This is a genomic window from Mycobacterium mantenii, from assembly GCF_001667865.1.
Lineage (GTDB): Bacteria > Actinomycetota > Actinomycetes > Mycobacteriales > Mycobacteriaceae > Mycobacterium > Mycobacterium mantenii_A.
In genome coordinates this window covers 1-24,425 of sequence record NZ_LZJP01000121.1, presented here as the reverse complement: position 1 = coordinate 24,425, position 24,425 = coordinate 1, and the positions used below count along the sequence as shown (strand labels likewise).

Here is a 24,425-nt window from a genome sequence, read left to right as displayed (position 1 = left end):
CTGGTGAGCGAAAAATCAGACCTGCGACCGCGTCGGGCTCGCCTTTGCGTGGAAAACACGGTGGTAGCTAACGCTTTTCATCCCGCGCCCGCGCGCCTTTCGAATTGGCGAAGCGATGCGCGGCGAATTACGCCAGGATGGCATTCGAAATCGAAAAAGCGCAGCAAACTTCAGCCGGGGTTTGATGTCCGTGACGAGCGTTCATCGTCGTTGTTGAGTCGTTGCCCGATTCAGATGTCGAGGCGCCACTAGGGGGCCGATCGCCATAGATGGCCGGCGGTGTTAGCCAGCGTTGCCATCAGGGCTTGAAGCTTCCTCGGGCGTCGGTTGCGTCGCCATTCTAGACCGAAGTCGGCGGCGTGTTATTTGTTTGCTACAAGTTCCCCTAGCTTTGCTCGGTGTGTCTATGAAACACCTGTATAAGCACTGCATATTGACGTTAGCGTCGAAACTAGTTAGTCCAAAAAGATTTGCTGCCGTGTTCAAATCGGGGTATGTTCGTTACTAATTGCTGGACTGTAGAAGGAGTGAGAGTCCGGTGCGTACGACAAGCGGGACCGCGCGGCCGTCGGGAAACGGTCTGCTGCGCCCACCGCCGCGTCGTGATCATTGTCGGCCGCAAGAGCGTCGTGCGGCTGTTACCGCTTGGGCCGGTCGTCGGTCCTGCGATGTAGGACGCTACTCACTGTGTACGTGCCTGGCTTTGCGAAATGCCATGGCGCCGAAGCTGCCTAAACAGAGCTGAGGTTCCGGGTGTCGGGGGAAGTCGGGTCTACGTGGCCCATCGTGGGGCGCGACGTTGAGTTGCGGCGGTCGCTGGCGGCGCTCAGTAGCGGGGAGTTCCACGGCGTGGCCCTCGTCGGCGACAGTGGGGTGGGCAAGTCGACGCTGGCGCGGATGCTGGCAAAGACGGTCGAGTCGGCCGGGCGGACGGTGCGTTTCGCGCTGGGCACCCAGACGGGTAGTGCCGTGCCGCTGGGCGCTTTTTCTCGCGCGCTGAGCCTCAGCGTCGCCCATGAGCCCGCAGTCATGCTGGCCGCCGCGCATAACACGCTATGCCAGGACAAGAACCTGGTGGTGGTGGTCGACGACGCCCAGCTGCTCGACCCGTTGTCGGCCACCCTGGTCAATCAGCTGGCGGCCGGGCGCAGTGCCCGGTTGATCGTGACGATCCGGTCGGGGGAGCCGGTGCTCGACGCGGTGACCGCGTTGCTCAAAGAGCGGCTGCTGCTGACGGTTCACGTCGATCCGTTCACCCGCGAGCAGACCGGCTTATTGGCCGGCGCGGTTCTGGGCGGTCCGGTCGACGCGCAATTGGTTGACGAGTTGCTCGAGCGCAGTGCGGGAAATCCGTTGCTGCTGCGCAGCTTTCTGACCGCGGGGCGCGAAAGCGGGGCCTTGGTTCACACCGAGGACGGCTGGCAACTCGAGGGGCCGTTGCGCGCGGATCGCGAACTTCACGACGCTTTGGAGTTCCGGCTGCAAGCGCTGAGCCCAGGGGAGCTGGAGGTGGTGGAGCTGCTGGCCACCGCCGAGCAGCTGAAGTGGGAGGTCCTGCGCGATATCTGCGATCCCGACGCGGTGGCCGCTCTGGAGCGCCGTGGCCTGATCCAGTTGATTGCCGACGGATCCCACACCGTGGCACAGCTGAATCAACCCATGCTCGGTGAGGCGGCGACCCGGCACGCCGGGATGGTGCGCTCCCGGCAACTCAACGGCAAGCTGGCGCGTGCCCTGCAAAAGCATCAGCGCGAGCGGGCGGGGGCCCCGGTCCTGAGGCTGCCCGGCCCGCCGGGCCGAATCCGGTTGGCGCAATTCATGATGCGCAGCGACCTAGAGCCCGACCTCGAGGTCGTCATCACCGCCGCGGCGGACGCGCTGGCGACATCGGATGTGGTGCTGGGTGAGGAGCTGGCCAGGTTCGCGGTCGATCGTGGCGGTGGTCTGCAGGCCGCGTTGGTGCTTGCCGAAGCGGTGAGTTGGCAAGGGCGCGGCGAGGAGGCCGATTCCATCCTTATCGACGCCGAACCCGGCGGCGACGACGACTGGCTGATCGCGCGGTGGGGCTGCCTGCGCGCTGCCAACCTGTTCTGGGGCTGCATGGACACCGAAGCCGCCACTCGGGTACTCGATGACTTGAAAAAGCGTGTCGCGTCCGAGCTGGGCCTGCACCTCATCAACGTGCTCGAGCTGTCCCTGGGCTTCTTCCAGGGCGACGTCGAGACGACTCTCGAACTTGGCCCGGTACTGTGTGCCGCCGATCTGCTGCCGATGGCGACGGTGTGGGCGGCTCTCCCGACATGTGGCGCCCTGGCGCTGGCCGGCCGCTTTTCCGAAGTCAGCGGCATAGCAGATGCCGGCGTGCGCGCGACGGCGCTGTGCGGATTGGGACCACATCGATTCAACATCGGGATGACCGAGATCATGGCCGCGACCGCCGCCGGCGACGACGCCGCGGCCGAGCGGATTTACCAACGTTGCGCCGCCCAGGCCGACGGTCTTCCCACGGCGGAGGCCATGGTCGACGCGATGCTCGGGCTCCTGCAACTGAGTCGCGGCGCGCTGTCGTCGGCGTGCGCCTTGTTCACCAGTTCGGTTGCGGTGTTCGCGCAGGGCTTCTCGTCACCTTGGATGTTGGTGGTGGCCGCGTTGCAGACCCAGGCCGAGGCGGCGCGGGGCGACTGCGCGGCGGCCGCTGCCGCGTTGCGGCGTGCGGAGAAGGCTTACGGACCGCATGTGGCGGTGTTTTTGCCCGAGCTCGAGCTCGCCCGGGCCTGGGAGCGCGCAGTGGCCGGCGACACGGTGGGTGCCCAAACGCACGCGCTGCAAGCGGCGCAGATCGCGCGATCCGCCGGGATGCACGCGGTGGAGATGCGCGCACGGCATGCAGCCGTTCGCTTCGGCGATACTTCGCAGGCCGCGCGGCTGCTGCAACTTGCCCGGTTCCTCAACACCGCATTGGCCGAAGCGATTGCTGACCACGCCCGCGGCCTGGCGCAACACGACGGTGATCTGCTCGACGCCGCGGCACATCAATTGGCCGATGCCGGCGCGCTGGCGTCGGCCGCCGACGCGTCGGCCCAGGCGGCCAGCGAACATGCCCGCCGAGGCGACCGCGGCAAGAAGTTCGAATCCGCGGCGTGGGCGCACGCGCTGGCCAGGCGTTGCGAATTACGCACACCGGCACTCGATGCCTCGGCGCACCCACTCCCCTTCAGCGCCCGTGAGCGACAGATCGTGACGCTGGTCGCGGCCGGCCTGTCCAACCGTCAAATCGCCGACCGGCTGGTCATCTCTGTGCGCACGGTGGAGGGACACCTCTACCGGCTTTTCACCAAGCTCGGTATCAACACTCGCGACCAACTCATCTGTCTGACCCGCCAGGAGTGGTCCGGACAGGGCGCGTTGTTGGAACTTCGCGGCGGATCGCTCGGTTACCAGGACGATGAGCACCCCCACGCGGGTTGAGTGTTCACCAGTACCTTATGAAAACTTAGGGAGCGCCACTCTATCTCCGCGCACCCACCACTCGACTTGTATGCGGATCGCGACGAGGCCCGTTTAAGGAGCCATACGCTCCCGCACATGATAGGCAGTCGCAAACGCCTGGTCGCGGTCGGTGGTCACCCTGTAGACCGGCCCGGACCCGCAGAAACGGTCTTGCCGTCGGAATTGCCGATAGTCGAGGGCCGACTCCCGTCGGGCTACTCGGGGAGTACCCCGGCGGTGGACGACTTTTTCAGACTTTATCTAGCAGTAGCGAGTTCAGGGTTCATGTAGTGGTAGCGCGCTCAGTACGTCGAGGCCGGCCGATGAGCCCGGCAGCGGCGCGGGGCAGACGGGGATCCGGTCCGGCAGCAGGTTGGACATCATTTCCGGCGGCCTCGGCGGAAGTGGGGAGATACAGCATTTGACGCAACGGGTAAATGGGTCTACCTGGCCCATCGTGGGACGCGACGTGGAGTTCCGGCGGTCCCTGGCGGCACTCAATAACGGGGATTTCCACGGGGTCGCGTTGGTCGGCGACAGTGGGGTGGGTAAGTCGACGCTGGCGCGGATGCTGGCAAAGACGGTCGAGTCGGCCGGGCGGACGGTGCGTTTCGCGCTGGGCACCCAGACCGGCTGGTCTGTGCCGCTTGGCGCATTCTCTCGCGCGGTGAGCCTGGGCGTGGGACATGAACCGGCGATCATGCTGGCCGCCGCGCATAACACCTTGGGTCAGGACAAGAACCTGGTGGTGATGGTCGACGAGGCCCAGTTGCTCGATCCGTTGTCGGCCACCTTGGTCAATCAGCTGGCGGCCGGGCGCAGTGCCCGGTTGATCGTGACGATCCGGTCGGGGGAGCCGGTGCTGGACGCGGTGACCGCGTTGCTGAAAGAGCGGTTGTTGCTGACGGTTCACGTCGATCCGTTCAGCCGAGAGCAGACCGCGTTGTTGGCTAATGCGGTTTTGGGCGGTCCGGTCGACCCGCGATTGGTTGACGAGTTGTTCGAGCGCAGTGCGGGAAATCTGTTGCTGCTGCGCGGCTTTCTGACCGCGGGGCGCGAAAGCGGGGCCTTGGTTCACACCGAGGACGGCTGGCAGCTCGGGGGGCCGTTGCGCGCGGACCGCGAACTTAACGATGCCTTGGAGTTCCGGTTGCAGTCGCTGACCCCGGGAGAGCTGGAGGTGGTGGAGCTGCTGGCCACCGCCGACCTGCTGGAGTGGGAGGTCTTGCGTGACATCTGCGATGCCGACGCGATGGCGAACCTGGAGCGCCGTGGCCTGATCCAGTTGGTTGCCGACGGATCCCACACCCTGGCCCGATTGAATCACCCCATGCTCGGTGAGGCGGCGACGCGGCACGCCGGGGTGGTGCGCTCCCGGCAGCTCAACGGCATCTTGGCGAAAACGCTTCGAAGGCACCTGCGGGTAGGGGGCCGGCGCTCGCAAGTCTCCGACCCGCGGGGCCGTATCCGGTTGGCGCAGTTCATGATGCGAAGCGACTTGGAGCCCGACCTCGATGTGGTCGTCACCGCGGCGGCGGACGCGCTCGCGATGTCGGATGTGGTGCTGGCCGAGGAGCTGGCCAGGTTCGCGGTCGATCGTGGCGGTGGTGTGCCGGCCGCGTTGGTGCTTGCCGAGGCGGTGAGTTGGCAAGGACGCGGGCCGGAGGCCGAGTCCATCCTTGTCGAGGCCGAACCCGACGGCGACGACGAATGGCTGATCGCGCGGTGGGCCTGCCTGCGCGCCGCCAACCTGGCATGGGGATGCGGTGACGCCGAAAGCTCGACTCGTGTACTCACCGAGGTGAAACAGCGTCTCGTCACCAAGGGCGGCCTCGAGCTGATCAATGCGCTGGAGCTCTCGATCGGGTTCTTCTGCGGCGACGTCAAGACGACGATCGAGCTCGGGCCGGGCCTGTGTGAGACCGATGTGGTGCCGATGGCGACGGTGTGGGCGGCCGTCGCGACATGCGGCGCCTTGATGGCGACCGGGCGGTTTTCCGAAGTCGCCGCCATAGCCGATGCCGGCGTGCGTGCGACGACACTCTGCAGGGCGGGGGCCCAGCGCTTCTCCATCGGACTGGCCGAGGTCATGGTCGCGACCGCCGCCGGCGACTATCCCGCCGCCGACCGAATCCACAAGCGCTACGCCGCGCTGGCGGCCGGCCTTCCCGGAGCGGAGGCAATGGTCGACGCGATGCTCGGGCTCGTGCAGGTCACCCGCGGTGAGCTGCCGGCGGCGTGCGCCACTCTCTCCCGCTCGATCTCTCAACTGTCGCAAGGCTTTCCGTCGCCCTGGTTGTTGGTGGTGGCGGCCCTGCTGGCGCAGGCCGAGGGGATGCGGGGGGACGCCGGGGCGGCAGCCGCGGCGTTGCGGAACGCGGAGGAAGCCTACGGTCCGCATTTGGCGGTGTTCTTGCCGGAGCTCGAGCTCGCCCGGGCTTGGGAGCGGGCAGCCGCCGGTGACACGATGGGAGCCCAAACGCACGCGCTGCAGGCGGCGCAGATCGCCCGGGCCGCCGGGATGCACGTGGCGGAGATGCGGGCATGCCATGCGGCCACTCGTTTCGGCGATCGTTCGCAGACCACGCGAGTAGACGAGCTCGCCGCCACGCTGAACTCGCCGTCGGCGCAAGCGGTCGCCGAATATGCCCGGGGTATGGCGCAACACGACGGCGACCTGCTCGATGCCGCGGCACAGCAATTCGTCGATCTCGGCGCTTCGGCTTTTGCCGCCGACGCGTCGGCTCAGGCGGCCGGCGAGCATGCCCGCCGGGGCGACCGCCGCAAGCAGGTCGAGTCGTCGACCCGCGCGCATGCGTTGGCCAACCAGTGCGGTTTGCGCACACCGGCTCTCGAGGCCGCGGCACGCCCGCTGCCCTTCAGCGGGCGCGAGCGCCAGATCGTGTTGCTGGTCGCGGCCGGCCTGTCCAACCGTCAAATCGCCGACCGGCTGGTCATTTCGGTACGCACGGTGGAGGGACACCTGTATCGACTCTTCACCAAACTCGGCGTCAACCACCGCGATCAACTCGTCCAGCTACTCAACCTGGATTCGTCCAGCACGCAGAACGACGTCACCACATCATGACGAATGTTTCGCAGCGATCCTCCAAGCCCACCGACGCGCGGGTGGCCCGCGCGCAGGCGGTCAAGAAAGGCATCGACGCCGGGGAAGTGTAGCTCGGCCGTCGGCCACCCCAACTGAACGCAGACCCGCTGCCTGTTTCGGTCCGATCTGGAACAGGCCAGTCGCACGACGCGTCAGAGTGCCACTGATGTTGTCCGGCAACGCCACTCATGGCCGACTCGACCACGGGCGATTCCCCCGCGTAACGGCAGACGCCAGCACTCTAGGCGAAAAACATTGTTGCAGAATGTAATCCGCACAACCACGCAAATTTTCGGGTCGACATTTCCCTGTCGCTACCGCAGGCACTCGGTTGGCCGGTTCGTACCACTCTATGTGCACGCCCCGACTACGCTACCCGGCTTGATAAGCCTAACAACAGGATTGAAACCCATACGCTCCCGATCAGTGCCCGGTCAAAACGATTGCCGGGGGACAAAGGCCTAGAGCTCGTGGCCGCAAACAGCTAGTGCACCGAACTGTTCGCCACGTGCCAAATCGAGGATTTGGAGGACTGATGAGTACCAATCCGTTCGACGACGACAATGGCAGTTTCTTCGTCTTGATCAACGACGAAGAGCAACACAGCCTCTGGCCGGCCTTCGCCGATATTCCGGCCGGCTGGCAAACGGTTTACGGCGAAGCGGATCGCGCTGCGTGCCTGGAGTACATCGAACAGAACTGGCCCGACATCCGGCCGAAGAGTCTGCGCGAGAGGCTGGCAGGCCGTGGTTCTGATATGTGAACCGTGCGGGCCGCCGACGGATCCCGACGACCGGGCACATCCGCTGACGCGCGGTCAGCTAGACATTTGGCTTTCGCAGGAAACGGGTCAGTCCGGTACGGAGTGGCAGCTCGGCCTGTTTGTGAAAATCGAGGGCACCGTAGAGCGTGATGCCCTCCAGTGGGCGATCAGCCGGGCGGTCCAGGAGGCCGAGGCGTGCAGGGCCGGCATCTTCGCGGTGGATGGCCAGGTATTACAGAGGGCGGTCGATTACCCGGAGGTCGAGCTGGCCTTCTTTGACCTGAGCCGCTCCGCGAATCCCGAGCAGGAAGCCCATGAACTAGCGTCATCGATCCAGCGCACGCCAATGCCGTTCACCGGCCCGCTGTTCAAGTTTGCGCTGTTTCGGACGCGGCCCGATGAATTCATCTTGTTCGCGTGCGGTCACCACATAGTCGTAGACGGATCCGGCATTGCGCTGGTTGGCCAACGAATTGCATCCGTCTACTCCGCAATTGTTTCCGGGGCACCCATCCCTCCTTCCATATTCGGCTCGTTACAGGACTTGGTTGACTTCGAGTCGGAATACGAAGCGTCCAACGACTATCTCGACGATCAGGCTTATTGGACCAAGAACGTTCCGGCGGAGAATGGATCGCAATACCGGTTGCCCCAGGCCGCGGACGAGCATGATGCGTATTGTTTTTCCGCGCCGGTTCGGCTGGACGCCGTGGTGCTTCGCCGAGTTTACGAGTTGTCCCGAACGTGGAACGTTCCGCGCTCATCGGTCCTCACCGCGGCGTGCGCACTTCTGGTGCGCGGGTGGTGTTCTGGGGACTCGGAGGTGGTACTCGACTTCCCGGTCAGCAGGCGAGTGGGTCCGGAGTTGAAGACGCTTCCCGGGATGGTCGCCGGGGTTGTGCCGTTGGTGCTGAGGGTTTCGCCGGAATCGACGGTTGCCGGTTTCTGTGCCCATGTTGATATGCGAATTCGGGAAGCGTTGCAGCATCAGAGGTTTCCGGTGCAGGCCCTCGAGCGCAAAATCAATGCCCGCGGCCTGGCGGGGCCGGCCGATAGGGTGAGCGTCAATTTCCTCCCGTCTAGTTTCACGCTGTCCTTCGGTGGTGTGCCGGCATCGGCGTCCTACACCAATATTGGCCCCAGGGGCGGCTTTGGCTTGATCTTCTCCGGAGACGGTGAACAGCTCTATCTCGGCACGGCGGGTGCTGGGCAGCTGTTTTCGAGTATCGATGTCGCCAATTTGGCCCGACGGTTGCAGCGGATATTGGTGGCGATGGCCGCCGATCCGGGGCGACGGCTCTCGTCGGTGGATGTGCTGGATCCCGGTGAGCACGCCAGCCTGGACGGGTGGGGTAACCGCGCGGTGTTGAAAGCACCGCCACCCACTTCGGCGTCGGTTCCGGTGTTGTTTGCCGCGCAGGTGGCCCGCGCGCCCAAGGCGGTGGCGCTGGTGTCCGGCGAGCATTCGTGGACCTATCGCGAGGTTGAGGACGCCGCGAACCGGTTGGCGCACCTGCTGGCCGATCAGGGCGCCGGGCCGGGGCAGTGTGTTGCGCTGCTGTTTCCCCGTTGCGCCGAGGCGATCGTGGCGATTCTCGCGGTGCTGAAGACCGGGGCGGCCTATCTGCCGATCGACCCGGCTTTGCCGGCGGCCCGGATCGGTTTCATGGTGGCTGATGCGGCGCCGGTCGCCGCGGTGACCACCAGCGCGTTGGCTGAGCGGCTGACGGAGTCCGGCCTGCGGGTCATCGATGTCGATGACCCGTGCATCGACACCTACCCGGACACTTCGTTGCCGGCGCCGGCGGCCGACGATATCGCCTACATCATCTATACCTCGGGTACCACAGGCGTTCCCAAAGGTGTTGCGATCACCCACCAAAACGTCACCCAGCTGATGGCGTCAATGGACGCCAGCCTGCCGCCGGGACCGGGACAGGTGTGGTCGCAATGGCACTCCTACAGCTTCGACATCTCCGGATGGGAGATCTACGGCGCCCTCCTCCGCGGCGGGCGGTTGGTGGTGGTGCCCGAGTCGGTGGCGAGCTCACCGGCTGACTTTCATGCCTTGCTGGTCACCGAAAAGGTCAGCGTTTTAAGCCAAACCCCGTCGGCGGTGGGGATGCTGTCGCCCGAGGCTTTGGAGTCGGTCACCTTGTTGGTGGGCGGTGAGGCCTGCCCGGCCGATGTGGTGGATCGGTGGGCGCCGGGGCGGGTGATGATCAATGAATACGGCCCGACCGAGACCACGATGTGGGTGGCGCTCAGTGCGCCGCTGGCGGCCGGGACGGGTGCGCCGCCGATAGGTTCGCCACTGTCGGGGTCGGCATTGTTCGTGCTGGACGGATGGTTGCGGCCGCTGCCCGCCGGTGTAATCGGTGAGCTGTATGTGGCCGGTGCCGGCCTGGCCACCGGGTATTGGCGGCGGTCCGGGTTGACCGCGTCGCGGTTTGTGGCGTGCCCGTTCGGGGGGTCCGGGGCACGCATGTATCGCACCGGGGATTTGGTGTATTGGGGTCCCGACGGGCAGTTGCGGTATCTGGGACGCGCCGACGAGCAGGTCAAGATTCGCGGTCACCGCGTCGAGCTCGGTGAGATTCAGAGCGCGCTGGCCGCGCTGGACGGGGTGGACCAGGCGGCGGTGATCGCCCGTGAGGACCGCCCGGGTGATAAGCGCCTGGTCGGCTATATCACCGGCACAGCAGACCCAGCCGGGCTGGGTAGTGCGCTGGCCGAGCGGCTGCCGTCGTACATGGTCCCGGCGGCGGTGGTGGTGTTGGACGCGTTGCCGCTGACACCCAACGGCAAACTCGACAAACGGGCCCTGCCGGCACCGGAATATCAGGACATTTACCGGTACCGCGCCCCGGCCAATCCCACCGAGGAAATCCTGGCCGGCATCTACGCACAGGTACTCGGGCTGGAGCGGGTCGGTGTCGACGACTCGTTCTTCGACTTGGGCGGGGATTCGCTGTTGGCGATGCGGGTGATCGCCGCGGTCAACACCACTTTGGGTGCCGGCCTTGCGGTGCGCGCGTTGTTCGAAACCCCCACGATCGCCCAACTGGCGCCGCGTATCGGCGAGGGTTCGGGTGGGCTGGCGCCATTGGTGGCGGGCCAGCGGCCCGCGGTTGTGCCGTTGTCGTTCGCGCAGAGCCGGCTGTGGTTCCTGGACCGGTTCGAGGGCGGAGTTGCGACCTACAACATGCCGACCGCGTTTCGGATCAACGGGGCGCTGAATGTCGAGGCGCTGGATGCGGCCCTCGATGATGTGATCGCCCGCCACGAATCGCTGCGCACGGTATTTCCCGAGGTTGACGAGGTGCCGGTGCAGCAGGTCTTGCCGGCTGAGGCGGGGCTGTGGCGGCGCGGGGGCGCGGCCGTCATCTCGGTTCCCGAGCGGGACGTGTTCGACCAACTGGTGGCGCTGGCCGGATACCGGTTTGATCTGTCGACCGAGATTCCGATTCGTGCGCAGATCTATGCGGTGGGGCCCGAGCAGTATGTGGTGGGAATTGTGGTGCACCACATCGCTTTTGACGGATGGTCACTGGCTCCGATGGTCCGTGACGTGGGCGAGGCGTACGCCCACCGGTGTGCGGGTCAGGCCCCCCAGTGGGCACCGTTGGCGGTGCAGTACGTCGATTACACGCTGTGGCAGCGCGAGCAGTTCGGTGATCTCGACGAGAGCGACAGCCCCATCGCCGCCCAATTGGCCTACTGGAAGCAGGCTTTGGCCGGCCTGCCCGAGCGGCTCGAGTTGCCGACAGATCGGCCTTACCCGCCGGTCACCGACTACCGCGGCGCCAGTGCGATCGTGGACTGGCCTGTCGAGCTACAGCAGCACGTTGCCCGGGTGGGCCACGAGCACAACGCGACCAGCTTCATGGTGATTCAGGCCGCCTTGTCGGTCCTGCTGTCCGAGCTCAGTGCCAGTTCCGATGTGGCCGTGGGATTCCCGATCGCCGGGCGCCGCGACCCGGCACTCGATGAACTGGTGGGCTTCTTCGTCAACACGTTGGTGCTGCGGGTGGACTTGGCGGGGGATCCCTCGTTCGTCGAGTTGCTGGCGCAGGTGCGGCAGCGCAGCATGGCGGCCTTCGAGCATCAGGATGTGCCGTTCGAGGTGTTGGTCGATCGGCTCAATCCCACCCGAAGCCTGACCCATCACCCATTGATTCAGGTGATCTTCGCCTGGCAGAACTTCCCCGGACTCAGCGACAGCGATCCCGTGGCCAACCCCGCTGCCGGGCTGGCTTTGGGTGATCTGCAGGTCACGCCGCTGCGGGCGGATACCCAAACTGCGCGAATGGATTTGGTGTTCTTCCTCAGGGAACACTGGACCGAGGCCGGCGAACCCGCCGGTATCTGGGGGACGGTGGAATACCGCACCGATGTGTTCGACGCGAGCACCATCGACACCCTGATCGAGCGGTTCCGGCGGGTGTTGTGGGCGTTGACCGCAGAGCCGACACGGCGGCTCTCGTCGGTGGATGTGCTCGATGCCGATGAGCACGCCTACCTTGACGGGCTGGGTCATCGGGCGGTGCTGACCGAATCGGTGACGCCGGTGTCGATTCCGGCGTTGTTCGCCGCACAGGTGGCGCGCGCGCCGGAGGCGGTGGCGGTCAGTTTCGACGGCCGGTCGATGACCTACCGCGAGCTTGATGAGGCCGCCAACCGGTTGGCGCGTCTGTTGGCCAGTCAGGGTGTGGGCCCCGGCGAATCTGTGGCGCTGCTGTTTTCCCGGTCGGCCGAGGCGATCGTCTCGATCTTGGCGGTGCTCAAGGCTGGGGCCGCGTATTTGCCGATCGACCCGATGGTGCCGGATGCGCGGATGCGGTTCATCATGGCTGACGCCGCGCCGATCGCCGCGGTCACGACGGCCGTTCTGCGTGCCCGGCTCGATGGGTCTGATCTGATCGTCATCGATGTAGAAGACCCCCGCATCGCCACCCAACCCGGCACCGCATTACCACCGCCGGCGGCCGATGACCTGGCCCACATCATCTACACGTCAGGTACCACGGGCACTCCGAAGGGAGTGGCGGTCACCCACCAGAACGTGACCCGGTTGTTCGACTCGCTGGATGTCGGGATCGAGATGGCGCCCGGCCAGGTGTGGACGCAGTGCCACTCGCTGTCCTTCGACTATTCGGTGTGGGAGATCTGGGGCGCGCTGCTGCATGGTGGCCGGCTGGTTGTGGTGCCCGAAGAGGTGACGCGCTCGCCGGAGGACTTGCACGCATTGCTGGTCGCCGAGCGGGTCAGCGTGTTGAGCCAGACCCCCTCGGCGGCGGGGATGCTCTCACGGCAGGGTCTGGAGTCGGCGGCATTGATGGTCGCCGGCGAGGCGTGCCCCACCGACACGGTGGATCGGTGGGCGCCCGGGCGCGTGATGATCAACGGCTACGGCCCGACTGAGACCACGGTGTATGCCACGATCAGTGCCCCTTTGCGGCCGGGGTCGGGGGCGGTGCCGATCGGCTCCCCGGTGCCGGGTGCGGCGTTGTTTGTACTCGATAACTTGTTGCGGCCGGCCCCGGCCGGGGTGGTCGGTGAGTTGTATGTGGCCGGCCGCGGGGTCGGGGTTGGCTATGTGCGCCGGGCCGGGCTGACCGCGTCGCGGTTTGTGGCGTGCCCGTTCGGCGGCCCGGGGGCACGGATGTATCGCACCGGGGATCTGGTGCGCTGGGGCGCCGATGGACAGCTGACTTACCTGGGCCGCGCCGATGAGCAGGTCAAGATCCGGGGCTACCGCATCGAACTCGGTGAAATCGAAGCGGTGTTGGCGGCCCATCCCCGGGTGGGGCAGGCGGCGGTCATTACGCACACCGCTCCGTCGGGTTCGTTCGAGGGCGTCAGCGACAAGCAATTGGTGGGCTACGTCGTTCTGGATCCGGAGATGATGCTGGTCCGGGAGCCCGAGCGGGAAGCGCAGCTGGTCGAGCAGTGGCAGGGCGTGTATGAGGGCCTGTATTCGGGGGAGACGTTCACAGAAGGCGCCCCCACAGAACTAGGGGAGGATTTCGGGGGCTGGAACAGCAGCTATACCGAGGCGCCGATCCCGCTGGAGCAGATGCGGGAATGGCGGGCGGCAGCGGTGGACCGCATCCGGGCCCTGACCCCGCGGCGCGTGCTGGAGATCGGGGTGGGCTCGGGGCTTTTGCTGGCGCCCCTGGCTCCGGACTGTGACGAGTATTGGGGCACCGACTTTTCCGCCCCGACGATTCAGACGCTGGGGGCGGCGGTGGCCTCGCAGCCGTGGGGGGATCGGGTTCGGTTGCGGGTGCAGCCCGCCGATATCACCGACGGGCTGCCCGAAGGCCACTTCGATGTGGTGGTGCTGAACTCGGTCATCCAGTACTTCCCCAGCGCGGGATACCTGCTGGACGTGCTCGCCGCGGCGATGCGGTTGCTGGCCCCGGGCGGCGCGTTGTTCATCGGCGACGTGCGCAATTTGTCGTTGCTGCGGGCCTTTACGACCGGCGTGGTTTGCACCGATACCGCCGACGACGACGCGGCCGCCGTGGTCCGGGAGCGGGTGCGCCGCGAGATGCTGGCCGAGCAGGAGTTGCTGCTGGCGCCGGAGTTCTTCGTCGGGTTGGCGCAGCTGCTTCCGGACATCGCCGCGGTGGATGTGCAACTCAAGGCGATGCACGCGGTCAACGAGCTCAGCGGCTATCGCTACGAGGTGGTGCTGCATAAGGCGCCGGTGGCGGTGCGGTCGCTGGCCGAGCTGTCGTCGCAGCCGTGGCAGCGGTTCGCAAGCCTGGCCGGACTGGCGGAATATCTGCGGTCACAGAACCTGCCGGAGCTGCGGGTGACCGGGGTGCCGCACGCCGGGATCTGGCCGGACGTGGCACTGGCGCTGGCGCTGGCCGACGCCGGCGATCGAGTGTCTATCGGCGAGTTGCGCGCCGCCATCGCGGCACCGGATGCGGTGTTGCCCCACCAGTGCCAGCTGCTGGGGCACGAGTTGGGCTACGCCACGGCGGTGACTTGGTCGCCGACGGCGGGGCTGGTGGATGTCATCTACACCCGCAGCGCCGAACCGCTCGTGGTGTCAGATCTGTATCTGCCCGGCGCGGGGGTGGCTTCGCTGGCCGGGCATGTCAACGATCCCGCGGCGATCGAGCGCGTGGCCGAGTTGCGCAGCTTTGCAGCGGAGCGGCTGCCGGAGTTCATGGTGCCGGCGGCGGTCATGGTGGTGGAATCGCTGCCGCTGACGGTCAACGGCAAGCTGGATCGCCGCGGTTTGCCGGCGCCGGAGTTCGTCAGTGCGGCCGCGTATCGCGCGCCGCGTGATGATCGGGAACGGGTGTTGGCCGCACTGTTCGGCGAGGTGCTCGGGGTCGCCCGGGTCGGTATCGATGAGTCGTTCTTCGACCTGGGTGGGCATTCTTTGTCGGCGACTCGGCTGATCGCGCGACTGAGGGCCGAACTAGGTCTAGAGGTCCCGATCCGGGCGTTGTTCGACGCGTACACCGTGGCCGGGTTGGCCAAATGGATCGGCGCGCATGCCGGGGCACGCGAGTGCGCGCCATTGGTGGCGCAGCAGCGGCCCGCGGTGGTCCCGCTGTCGTATGCCCAGCAACGGTTGTGGTTCATCGACCAATTGCAGGGCCCTTCACCGGTTTACAACATGCCAGTGGCGTTGCGGCTGAGCGGGTGCCTTGACGCCGAGGCGTTGGGGGTGGCGCTGGCCGACGTAGTGGGTCGCCAGGAGAGCCTGCGCACCGTGTTCGCCGCGCCCGACGGGATACCGCAGCAGCTGGTTGTGCCCGCCGAGCGGGCCGACATCGGCTGGCAGGTCGTTGACGCCAGCGGCTGGCCGGCGGGCCGGTTGCAGGAGGCCATCGGCGCGGTAGTGCGTCACACCTTTGACCTGGCCACCGAGATCCCCTTGCGCGCAACACTTTTCCGCGTTGATGAGGACGAGCACGTGCTGGTCGCCGTGGTGCATCACATCGCCGCCGACGGCTGGTCGATCGCCCCGCTGGTGGCTGATCTCGGAGTTGCCTATGCCAGCCGGTGTGCCGGGCAGGCCCCGGATTGGGCGCCGCTGGCGGTGCAGTACGTGGATTACACGCTGTGGCAGCGTGAGCAGCTGGGGGATCTGGCCGATTCCGACAGCCGCATCGCCGCGCAGCTGGCGTATTGGGAGCAGGCGCTGGCCGGCATGCCGGAGCGGCTGCAGTTGCCGACCGATCGGCCCTATCCGGCGGTGGCCGATCACCGCGGGGCCAGTGTGGCGGTGGAGTGGCCGGCGGAGTTGCAGCAGCAGGTCGCTCGGCTGGCCGACGAGCACAACGCGACCAGCTTCATGGTGGTTCAGGCCGCCCTGGCCTTGCTCTTGTCGCAACTGAGCGGCAATAGCGATGTGGCCGTGGGCTTCCCGATCGCCGGGCGTGGCGATCCGGCGCTCGACGACCTGGTCGGATTTTTCGTCAACACCCTGATTTTGCGGGTCGATTTGGGTGGGGATCTGACCGTCGCAGAGCTGCTGGGCCAGGTGCGAGCGCGCAGCCTGGCAGCCTACGAGCACCAGGACGTGCCCTTCGAGGTGTTGGTGGAGCGGCTCAACCCCACCCGAAGCCTGACCCATCACCCGCTGGTGCAGGTGATGTTCGCCTGGCAGAACCTTGCCTGGGACAGCAGTGATCCCGCGGCCGGGTTGGCTTTGGGCGAGGTGCGGATCAGTCCGCTGGACGCGGAAACCCACACCGCCCGAATGGATTTGGCGTTCTCGTTGGCCGAACGGTTCACCGAGGCCGGCGAGCCCGCCGGGATTTCCGGCTCGGTGGAGTTCCGCACCGACGTGTTCGACGCGGCCAGCATCGAGGTGCTGATCGAGCGGTTGGGGCGCGTGCTGGCGGCGATGACCGCCGACCCGAACCGGCGGCTCTTGACGGTGGATCTACTCGCCGCGCCTGAGCACGCCCGCCTGGATGAGATCGGTAATCGCGCGGTGCTGACCCGGTCCGCAATCGGCGCGTCGATTCCGGTCCTGTTCGCCGAACAGGTGGCGCGCACGCCCGAGGCGGTGGCGGTGACCTTCGACGGCGCCTCGATGACCTACCGGGAACTGGACGAGGCCGCTAACCGGTTGGCGCATCTGTTGGCCGCACACGGCGCCGGCCCGGGGCAGTGGGTGGCGCTGCTGTTCGAGCGGTCCGCCGAGGCGATCGTGGCGATCCTCGCAGTCTTGAAGACGGGCGCGGCCTATCTGCCGATCGACCCGGCAGTGCCGGATACGCGGCTGCACTTCATCGTGGCCGACGCCGCGCCCACGGTCGCGGTCACCACCCCGGAACTGCGCACGCGGCTGGATGGGTGCGGCTTGGCCGTCGTCGATGTGCGCGACCCGCGCATCGATACCCAACCCGGCACCGCGTTGCCGGCGCCGGCCGCCGACGACCTCGCCCACATCATCTACACCTCGGGCACCACCGGTGTGCCCAAAGGCGTGGCGGTCGCCCACAGCAACGTCACCCAGCTCATCGAGTCCTTGGATGCCGGGCTGCCGCCGGTCAAGGTATGGCCGCATTGTCACTCGTTGGCCTTCGACGCCTCGGTGTGGGAGATCTGGGCTCCGCTGCTCCATGGCGGTCGGGTGGTGGTGGTGCCCGAGGCGGTCGTGCGCTCGCCGGCGGACTTCCACGACCTGCTGGTCGCCGAACAGGTCAACATGCTCCTGCAGACGCCTTCGGCGGTGGGGATGCTCGCCCGCGAAGGTCTGGAGTCGGTGGCGTTGGTGGTGGCCGCGGAGGCCTGCTCGGCCGAGGTGGTGGATCAGTGGGCCCCGGGCCGGGTCATGGTCAACGCCTACGGCCCGACCGAGACCACGGTGATCGTAACGATCAGTGCGCCGCTGGCGGCCGGGTCGGGCGCCCCGCCGATCGGTGGGCCGGTCCCCGGTGCGGCGCTGTTCGTGCTGGATCGATCGTTGCGCCCGGTGCCCCCCGGGGTGGTCGGTGAGTTGTATGTGGCCGGGCGCGGCGTGGGCGTCGGGTATCTGGGCCGGCCCGGGTTGAGTGCGTCGCGGTTTGTGGCATGTCCGTTCGCAGGCGCGGAAGCGCCCGGAAAACGTATGTATCGCACCGGAGACCTGGTCAGTTGGGGCGCTGACGGGCAGCTGGTCTATGCGGGACGCGCGGACGAGCAGGTCAAGATCCGCGGGTATCGCATCGAACTCGGCGAAGTCCAAGCAGCCCTGGCCGCGGTCGACGGGGTGGATCAGGCGGTGGTGATCGCCCGCGAGGATCGCCCCGGCGACAAACGTCTGGTGGGCTACATCACCGGCACGGCGGACCCGGCCACGGCGCGTCGCCGGCTGGCCGACGGCCTGCCCACATACATGGTTCCGGCCACGGTGATGGTGCTCGAGGCGCTGCCGCTGACGGTCAACAACAAGCTGGACACCCGCGCCCTCCCGGCGCCGGAATACACCGACAGCGATCACTATCGGGCCCCCGCGACTCCCACCGAGGAGATCCTGGCCGGCATCTACGCCCAGGTCCTCGGCCTCGAACGGGTCGGGGTCGACGACTCGTTCTTCGACCTGGGCGGGGATTCGCTGTCGGCGATGCGGGTGATCACCGCGATCAACACCACCCTGGACACCCACGTTGCGGTGCGCACCTTGTTCGGAGCCCCCACGGTGGCCCAGTTGGCGCCCCGAATCGGCGAGGGCTCGGGCGGGCGTGAGCGGTTGGCGCCGCAGCAGCGGCCCGCAGTGGTGCCGCTGTCGTTCGCCCAGCAGCGGCTGTGGTTCCTCGACCAGTTGCACGGACCCTCACCGGTTTACAACATGGCGGTTGCCTTGCGGCTGAGCGGCAAGCTCGATGCCGACGCGTTCGGCGCGGCCCTGTTCGATGTGGTGAGCCGCCAGGAGGGCTTGCGCACACTGTTCCCGGCGCCCGACGGCGTACCCCAGCAGCTGGTGGTGCCCGTCGAGCGGGCCGATTTCGGTTGGCAGGTGGTGGATGTCACCGACTGGCCGGCGGCGCGGCTCGAGGAGGCCATGGGCGCGGTGGCGCGTCACAGTTTCGATCTGGCCAACGAAATCCCTTTGCGAGCAACCCTATTCCGCACCGCTGAGGACGAGCATGTGCTGGTGGCCGTCGTGCACCATATCGCCGGCGACGGCTGGTCGGTGCAGCCGTTGGTGGCTGATCTGGGTGTGGCCTATGCCAGCCGGTGTGCGGGACAAGAACCCGACTGGGCGCCATTGCCGGTGCAGTATGTCGACTACACGCTGTGGCAGCGCGCGCAATTGGGCGACCTCGACGACAGCGACAGCCGCATCGCCGCGCAGCTGGCCTACTGGCAACAGGCGCTGGATGGCATGCCCGAGCGGCTCGAGTTGCCGACCGACCGGCCCTATCCACCGGTGGCCGACTACCGCGGCGCCAGTGTGGCGGTGGACTGGCCGGCCGACTTGCAGCGGCGGGTCGTTCGAGTCGCCCGTGAGCACAACGCAACCAGCTTCATGGTCGTCCAGGCCGCCCTGGCGGTGCTGTTGTCTGAGCTGAGCGCCAGTCTCGATGTGGCGGTGGGGTTCCCGATCGCCGGGCGCGACGATCCGGCGCTGGACGACTTGGTGGGCTTCTTCGTCAACACCTTGGTGCTGCGGGTCGACCTGGCCGGAGATCCCACGGTGGCTGAGCTGCTGGCCCAGGTGCGCCAGCGCAGCCTGACCGCCTACGAGCACCAAGACGTTCCGTTCGAGGTGCTGGTCGATCGACTCAACCCCACCAGAAGCCTGACGCACCACCCGCTGGTTCAGGTGATGCTGGCCTGGCAGAACCTTCCCTGGAACAGCAGCAATCCCGCTGCCGGTTTGACTTTGGGCGAGGCGCAGGCCACCCCGCTGCCGGCGGAAACTCAGACCGCCCGAATGGATTTGGCGTTCTCGTTGGCCGAACGCTTCACCGAGGCCGGTGACGGCGCCGGGATTTCCGGGTCGGTGGAGTTCCGCACCGATGTGTTCGACGCGGCCAGCATCGAACTCCTGATCGAGCGGTTGCGGCGGGTGTTGGTCGCCATCACCGACGATCCGGCTCAGCGGGTCTCGTCGGTGGACGTGCTCGATTCGTCTGAGCACGCCCTCCTCGACGAGATCGGTAACCGCGCCACGTTGGCCCAGGCCGGAACCGGGGTGTCGATACCGGAGTTGTTCGCTGCGCAGGTGGCGCGCGCGCCGGAGGCCGTGGCGGTGACCTTCGAAGGCCACTCCATGACCTATCGGGACCTGGACGAGGCGGCAAACCGATTGGCGCATCTGTTAATTGGCCAGGGCGTGGGCCCCGGCGATGTGGTCGCGCTGTTGCTGGAGCGCTCAGCGCAAGCGATCGTGGCGATGCTGGCGGTGCTGAAGGCCGGTGCGGCTTACCTGGCGATCGACCCCGTGCTGCCCGCGGCGCGGATGGAGTTCATGGTGGCCGATGCCGCGCCGATGGTCGCGATAACCACTGCGAAGCTGGCCGACCATCTGGACGGGTGCCATCTGCTGGTGATCGATGTCAACGACCCCCGCATCGACGGCTACCCGGACACGGCGCTGCCGGCGCCGAACCCCGACGATGTCGCCTACCTGATCTACACCTCGGGCACCACCGGCCTCCCGAAGGGTGTGGCGGTCACCCACCGCAACCTGGCCCACGTGGCGGAGTCAACGCCTTCGGATCTGCCGGCGGCGCAGGCTTGGACGCAGTGCCATTCCTTCGCTTTTGACTTCTCGGTATGGGAGATCTGGGCTGCGCTGTTGGGTGGGGGCCGGCTGGTGGTGGTGCCCGATGCGGTGACGGCCTCGCCGGACGACTTCCATGCCCTGCTGGTCGCCGAGCACGTCAATGTGCTCACCCAAACACCGTCAGCGGTGGCGGCGCTCTCGCCGCAGGGCTTGGAGTCGGCGGCGTTGCTACTCGGTGGTGAAGCCTGCCCGGCGGAGGTCGTCGATCGGTGGGCGCCGGGGCGAGTGGTGATCAATGCCTACGGTCCGACCGAGGCCACGATTTACGCGTCGATGAGTTCCCCGTTGGCAGCCGGCTCGGGTGCGGTGCCGATCGGTGCGCCGGTCCCGACAGCCGCGTTGTTTGTGCTGGATCAGTGGTTGCGTCCGGTGCCGGCCGGAGTCGTGGGCGAGTTGTACGTGGCCGGCCACGGCGTGGCGTGTGGGTATCTGGGCCGCGCCGGGTTGACGGGGTCGCGCTTCGTGGCATCCCCGTTCGGGGAGCCGGGGACGCGGATGTATCGCACCGGGGATCTGGTGCGGTGGGGTGCCGATGGGCAGCTCCGGTATCTGGGCCGTGCCGACGAGCAGGTCAAGATCCGCGGCTATCGCATCGAGCTGGGTGAGGTCCAGTCCGCGCTGGCCGCCCTCGATGGGGTGGAACAGGCGGTGGTGATTGCCCGCGAGGACCGCGCCGGCGACAAGCGCCTCGTCGGCTATGTGACTGGAGCCGCTGATCCGACCGAAATTCGGGCCCGGTTGGGTCAGCGGCTCCCCACATACATGGTGCCATCGGCGGTGGTGGTGCTCGACGCGCTGCCGCTGACGGTCAGCGGCAAGCTGGACGCCCGCGCCCTGCCGGCACCGGAATACACCGCCGGCGGGTATCGGGCGCCGGGCACTCCCACCGAGGAGATCCTGGCCGGCATCTACGCCCAGGTCCTCGGACTCGAACGCGTTGGGGTCGACGACTCGTTCTTCGATCTGGGTGGGGATTCGCTGTTGGCGATGCGCCTGATCGCCGCGGTCAACACCAGCCTGGATGCCGGGCTTGCGGTGCGCACCTTGTTCGAGGCGCCCACGGTCGCCCAGCTGGCGCCGCGTATCGGTGGAGACGGGCATCGACGTAAGCCTTTGGTGGCCGGCCCGCGGCCCTCTGCGGTGCCGTTGTCGTTTGCCCAAAGCCGGTTGTGGTTCCTGGACCGGTTCGAGGGCGGGGTTGCGACCTACAACATGCCGATCGCGTTCCGGATCAGTGGGGCGCTGGACACCGAGGCGCTGGATGCGGCGCTCGATGACGTGATCGCCCGCCACGAATCGCTGCGCACGGTATTTCCCGACGTCAACGGGGTGCCGTTGCAGCAGGTGTTGCCGGCCGAGGCGGGGATGTGGCGGCGCGGGGGCGCGGCGGTGGTGTCGTTGTCCGAACAGGATGTGGTCGGCGAGCTGGTGGCGCTGGCCGGGTATCGGTTCGATCTGTCGACCGAGATCCCGATCCGTGCGCAGATCTATGTGGTGGCGCCGGAGCAGTATGTGGTGGGAATCGTGTTGCACCACATCGTTTTTGACGGTTGGTCGATGGCTCCGATGGTCCGTGACGTGGCCGAGGCGTATCGGGCGCGGCGGCAAGGCCGGGCACCGGACTGGGCGCCGTTGGCGGTGCAGTACGTCGATTACACGCTGTGGCAACTGGATTGGCTGGGATCGGAGTCTGATCCCGACAGTGTGATCGCGGGGCAGTTGGCCTACTGGCGTGAGCAGCTGGCTGATCTGCCGGAGGTGGTGTCGCTGCCGGCCGATCGGCCCCGTCCGCCGGTGCCCAGCTACCGCGGCGATTGGGTCGAGGTGCGGATCGAACCGCCGGCTTGGGCGGGGGTCAAGGCGCTGGCGGCGGCGCATAATGCGACGGCCTCGATGGTTATGCAGGCGGTCATGGCGGTGTTGTTGCACCGCGTCGGTGTCGGCGAAGACGTGGCGATGGGCACGCCGATCGCCGGGCGGCTGGATCAGGCGCTCGATGAACTGGTCGGGTTCTTCGTCAACACGTGGGTCCTGCGGGTGGGTGTCAACCCCACGCAGCGCTTCAGCGACGTCCTTGAACAGGTGCGCCAAAGGGCACTGGATGCTTACGGCAACCAGGATGTGCCGTTCGAGCAACTGGTCGAGCAGCTCAACCCGGTGCGCTCCACGGCGCATCATCCGCTGTTCCAGGTGGCCGTGGCCTTCCAGAACAACGTGCGCCCCGAGGTGGCGCTCGACGGGGTCACCATCGAGCCGCTGGGGGTGTCCACCCGTACCGCCAAGTTCGATCTGGATTTCGACCTGACCGAGGTGACCACCGAGGATTCGGGCGGCCCGATGGTCGTCGGCATGGCGACCTATGCCACGGATTTGTTTGACCGGGCCACCATCGAACGACTGGTCACCTGGCTCGGGCGAGTGATCGAGGCCGTGGTGGCCGATCCGTCGGTGGTGGTGGGGGACGTCGCGCTGCTGGACCGCGACGAGCGCGATCTGCTGCTGTCGGACTGGTCTGGCGCCCAGCTGCAGCCGCCGGTCGGGGTCGCGCCGGAGTTGCTGGCGGCGGCGGTGGCCGCCGCCCCGGACGCGGTGGCGGTGCTGGACGGCGCGCGGAGCGTCTCGTATCGCGAGCTTGACGCGTGGTCGACGCGGTTGGCGCGGGTGCTGATCGAGACGGGAGTGGGTCCCGATCGTGCGGTGGGCGTGGCGATGGATCGTTGCCTGGAGCTGGTCGTGGCCTGGTGGGCGGTGGTCAAGGCCGGCGGCGTGTACGTACCGGTCGATCGGGCCCATCCGGTCGAGCGCATCGCCACGGTGCTGGAGACGGTGGGCGCGGCATGTGTGTTGACCTGTGGCGCCGACACGATGGCCGGAGCCGGGTCGCGTCCGGTGCTGCGCATCGACGGGCTGGACCTTTCCGGCTGCTCCGCGGAGGCGATCACCGACGCCGACCGGCCCACGGCCCTGCGCCCGGACTGCGCCGCGTATGTGATCTTCACGTCGGGATCCACCGGCGTGCCCAAGGGGGTGGCGGTCAGCCACGCCGGTCTGCCGGGATTGGCAGCGGCGCAACGCGCGGTGTTCGGGTTGGGGGCGGACGCGCGGGTGTTGATGGTGGCCGCGCCGACCTTCGACGCCTCGGTGTTCGAGGTACTGCTGGCGGTGGGCTCGGGATCAACGTTGGTCGTGGCGCCGGCGGACGAGTACGCCGGACAGGCGTTGACGGCGTTGCTGCATGACCATCAGGTCAGCGCGGCCGTCATGACCCCGACGGTGCTGTCGTCGCTCGATCGGACCCGGCTGGACGGGTTGGGCACGCTGATCACCGCGGGGGAGGCCTGCCCGGCGGAATTGGTGGCCGCCTGGGCGCCGGGCCGGCGGATGTTCAACGCCTACGGTCCCACCGAGACGACGGTCTGGGCCACCTGCACCGAGCCGTTGGTTCAGGGGCAGCCGGTCAACATCGGCGCCCCGATCCCGGGGGTGTCTGCGCTGGTGCTGGACGCGCGGCTGAACCCGGCGCCCGTCGGGGTGGTCGGCGAGCTCTATCTGAGCGGACCGGCGCTGGCGCGTGGCTACGTCGGCCGGCCGGAACTGACCGCCGAACGGTTCGTGGCCAACCCGTACGGGGGTGCCGGGACGCGCATCTATCGCACCGGGGACCTGGCCCGCTGGACATCGGCGGGCACGCTGGACTACCTGGGACGCGCCGACACTCAGATCAAGCTGCGTGGACAGCGCATCGAACTGGGTGAAATCGAGAACACGCTGCTGGCCTGCCCGCAGGTCACCCAGGCGGCCGCCAGCGTGCACCACAGCAATGCGGGCGTCAACTTGGTCGCATACATCAGCGTGGAGCAGGCCACGACCGTCGACGAGGACGTCGAAGTCGTCGAACAGTGGCAACACATGTACGACGAGCTGTACGGCGCCGAGGTCGACGTGCCGGCGTTCGGCATGGATTTCCGGGGCTGGAACAGCAGCTACACCGATGAACCGATCCCGCTCGAAGAGATGAAGGAGTGGCGTTCGGCCACGGTCGATCGGATCATGGCGCTGCGGCCGCGCCGGGTGTTGGAGATCGGTGCCGGATCGGGGCTGCTGTTGTCCCAGATCGCGCCGCACTGTGAGCGCTATGTCGGCACCGACATGTCGGCGGCAGCTGTCCACAACTTGGCCCGCGCGCTGGAGGAGTTGCAGATCCCGTGGCGGGATCGGGTCCAGTTGCTCGCCCAACCCGCCCACGTCACCGAGGGGCTGCCGCGGGGCTCGTTCGACACCATCATTCTCAACTCGGTCGTCCAGTA

The 24,425-nt window shown here is 67.3% G+C and carries 4 protein-coding genes; all 4 read left to right on the top strand.

Annotated elements, in window-relative coordinates:
• Nucleotides 1–786: 786 nt before the first annotated feature.
• A complete protein-coding gene (locus A5688_RS23270; protein WP_120312162.1) occupies nucleotides 787–3,468 on the top strand; it encodes a helix-turn-helix transcriptional regulator in 2,682 nt (893 codons plus the stop codon).
• Nucleotides 3,469–3,958: 490 nt separating this feature from the next.
• The gene (locus A5688_RS23265; protein ID WP_067828119.1) at nucleotides 3,959–6,577 is read left to right on the top strand and encodes a helix-turn-helix transcriptional regulator; all 2,619 of its coding nucleotides are present in this window, start codon (nucleotides 3,959–3,961) and stop codon (nucleotides 6,575–6,577) included.
• Between the two features lie 556 nt (nucleotides 6,578–7,133).
• Nucleotides 7,134–7,361, top strand: a complete 228-nt coding sequence (locus A5688_RS23260) for an MbtH family protein (protein ID WP_067828069.1) — start codon at nucleotides 7,134–7,136, stop codon at nucleotides 7,359–7,361.
• The coding region (locus tag A5688_RS28370) for a non-ribosomal peptide synthetase (RefSeq protein WP_131812455.1) at nucleotides 7,345–24,425 on the top strand (17,081 nt) is incomplete at its 3' end. The genes A5688_RS23260 and A5688_RS28370, both read left to right, overlap by 17 nt.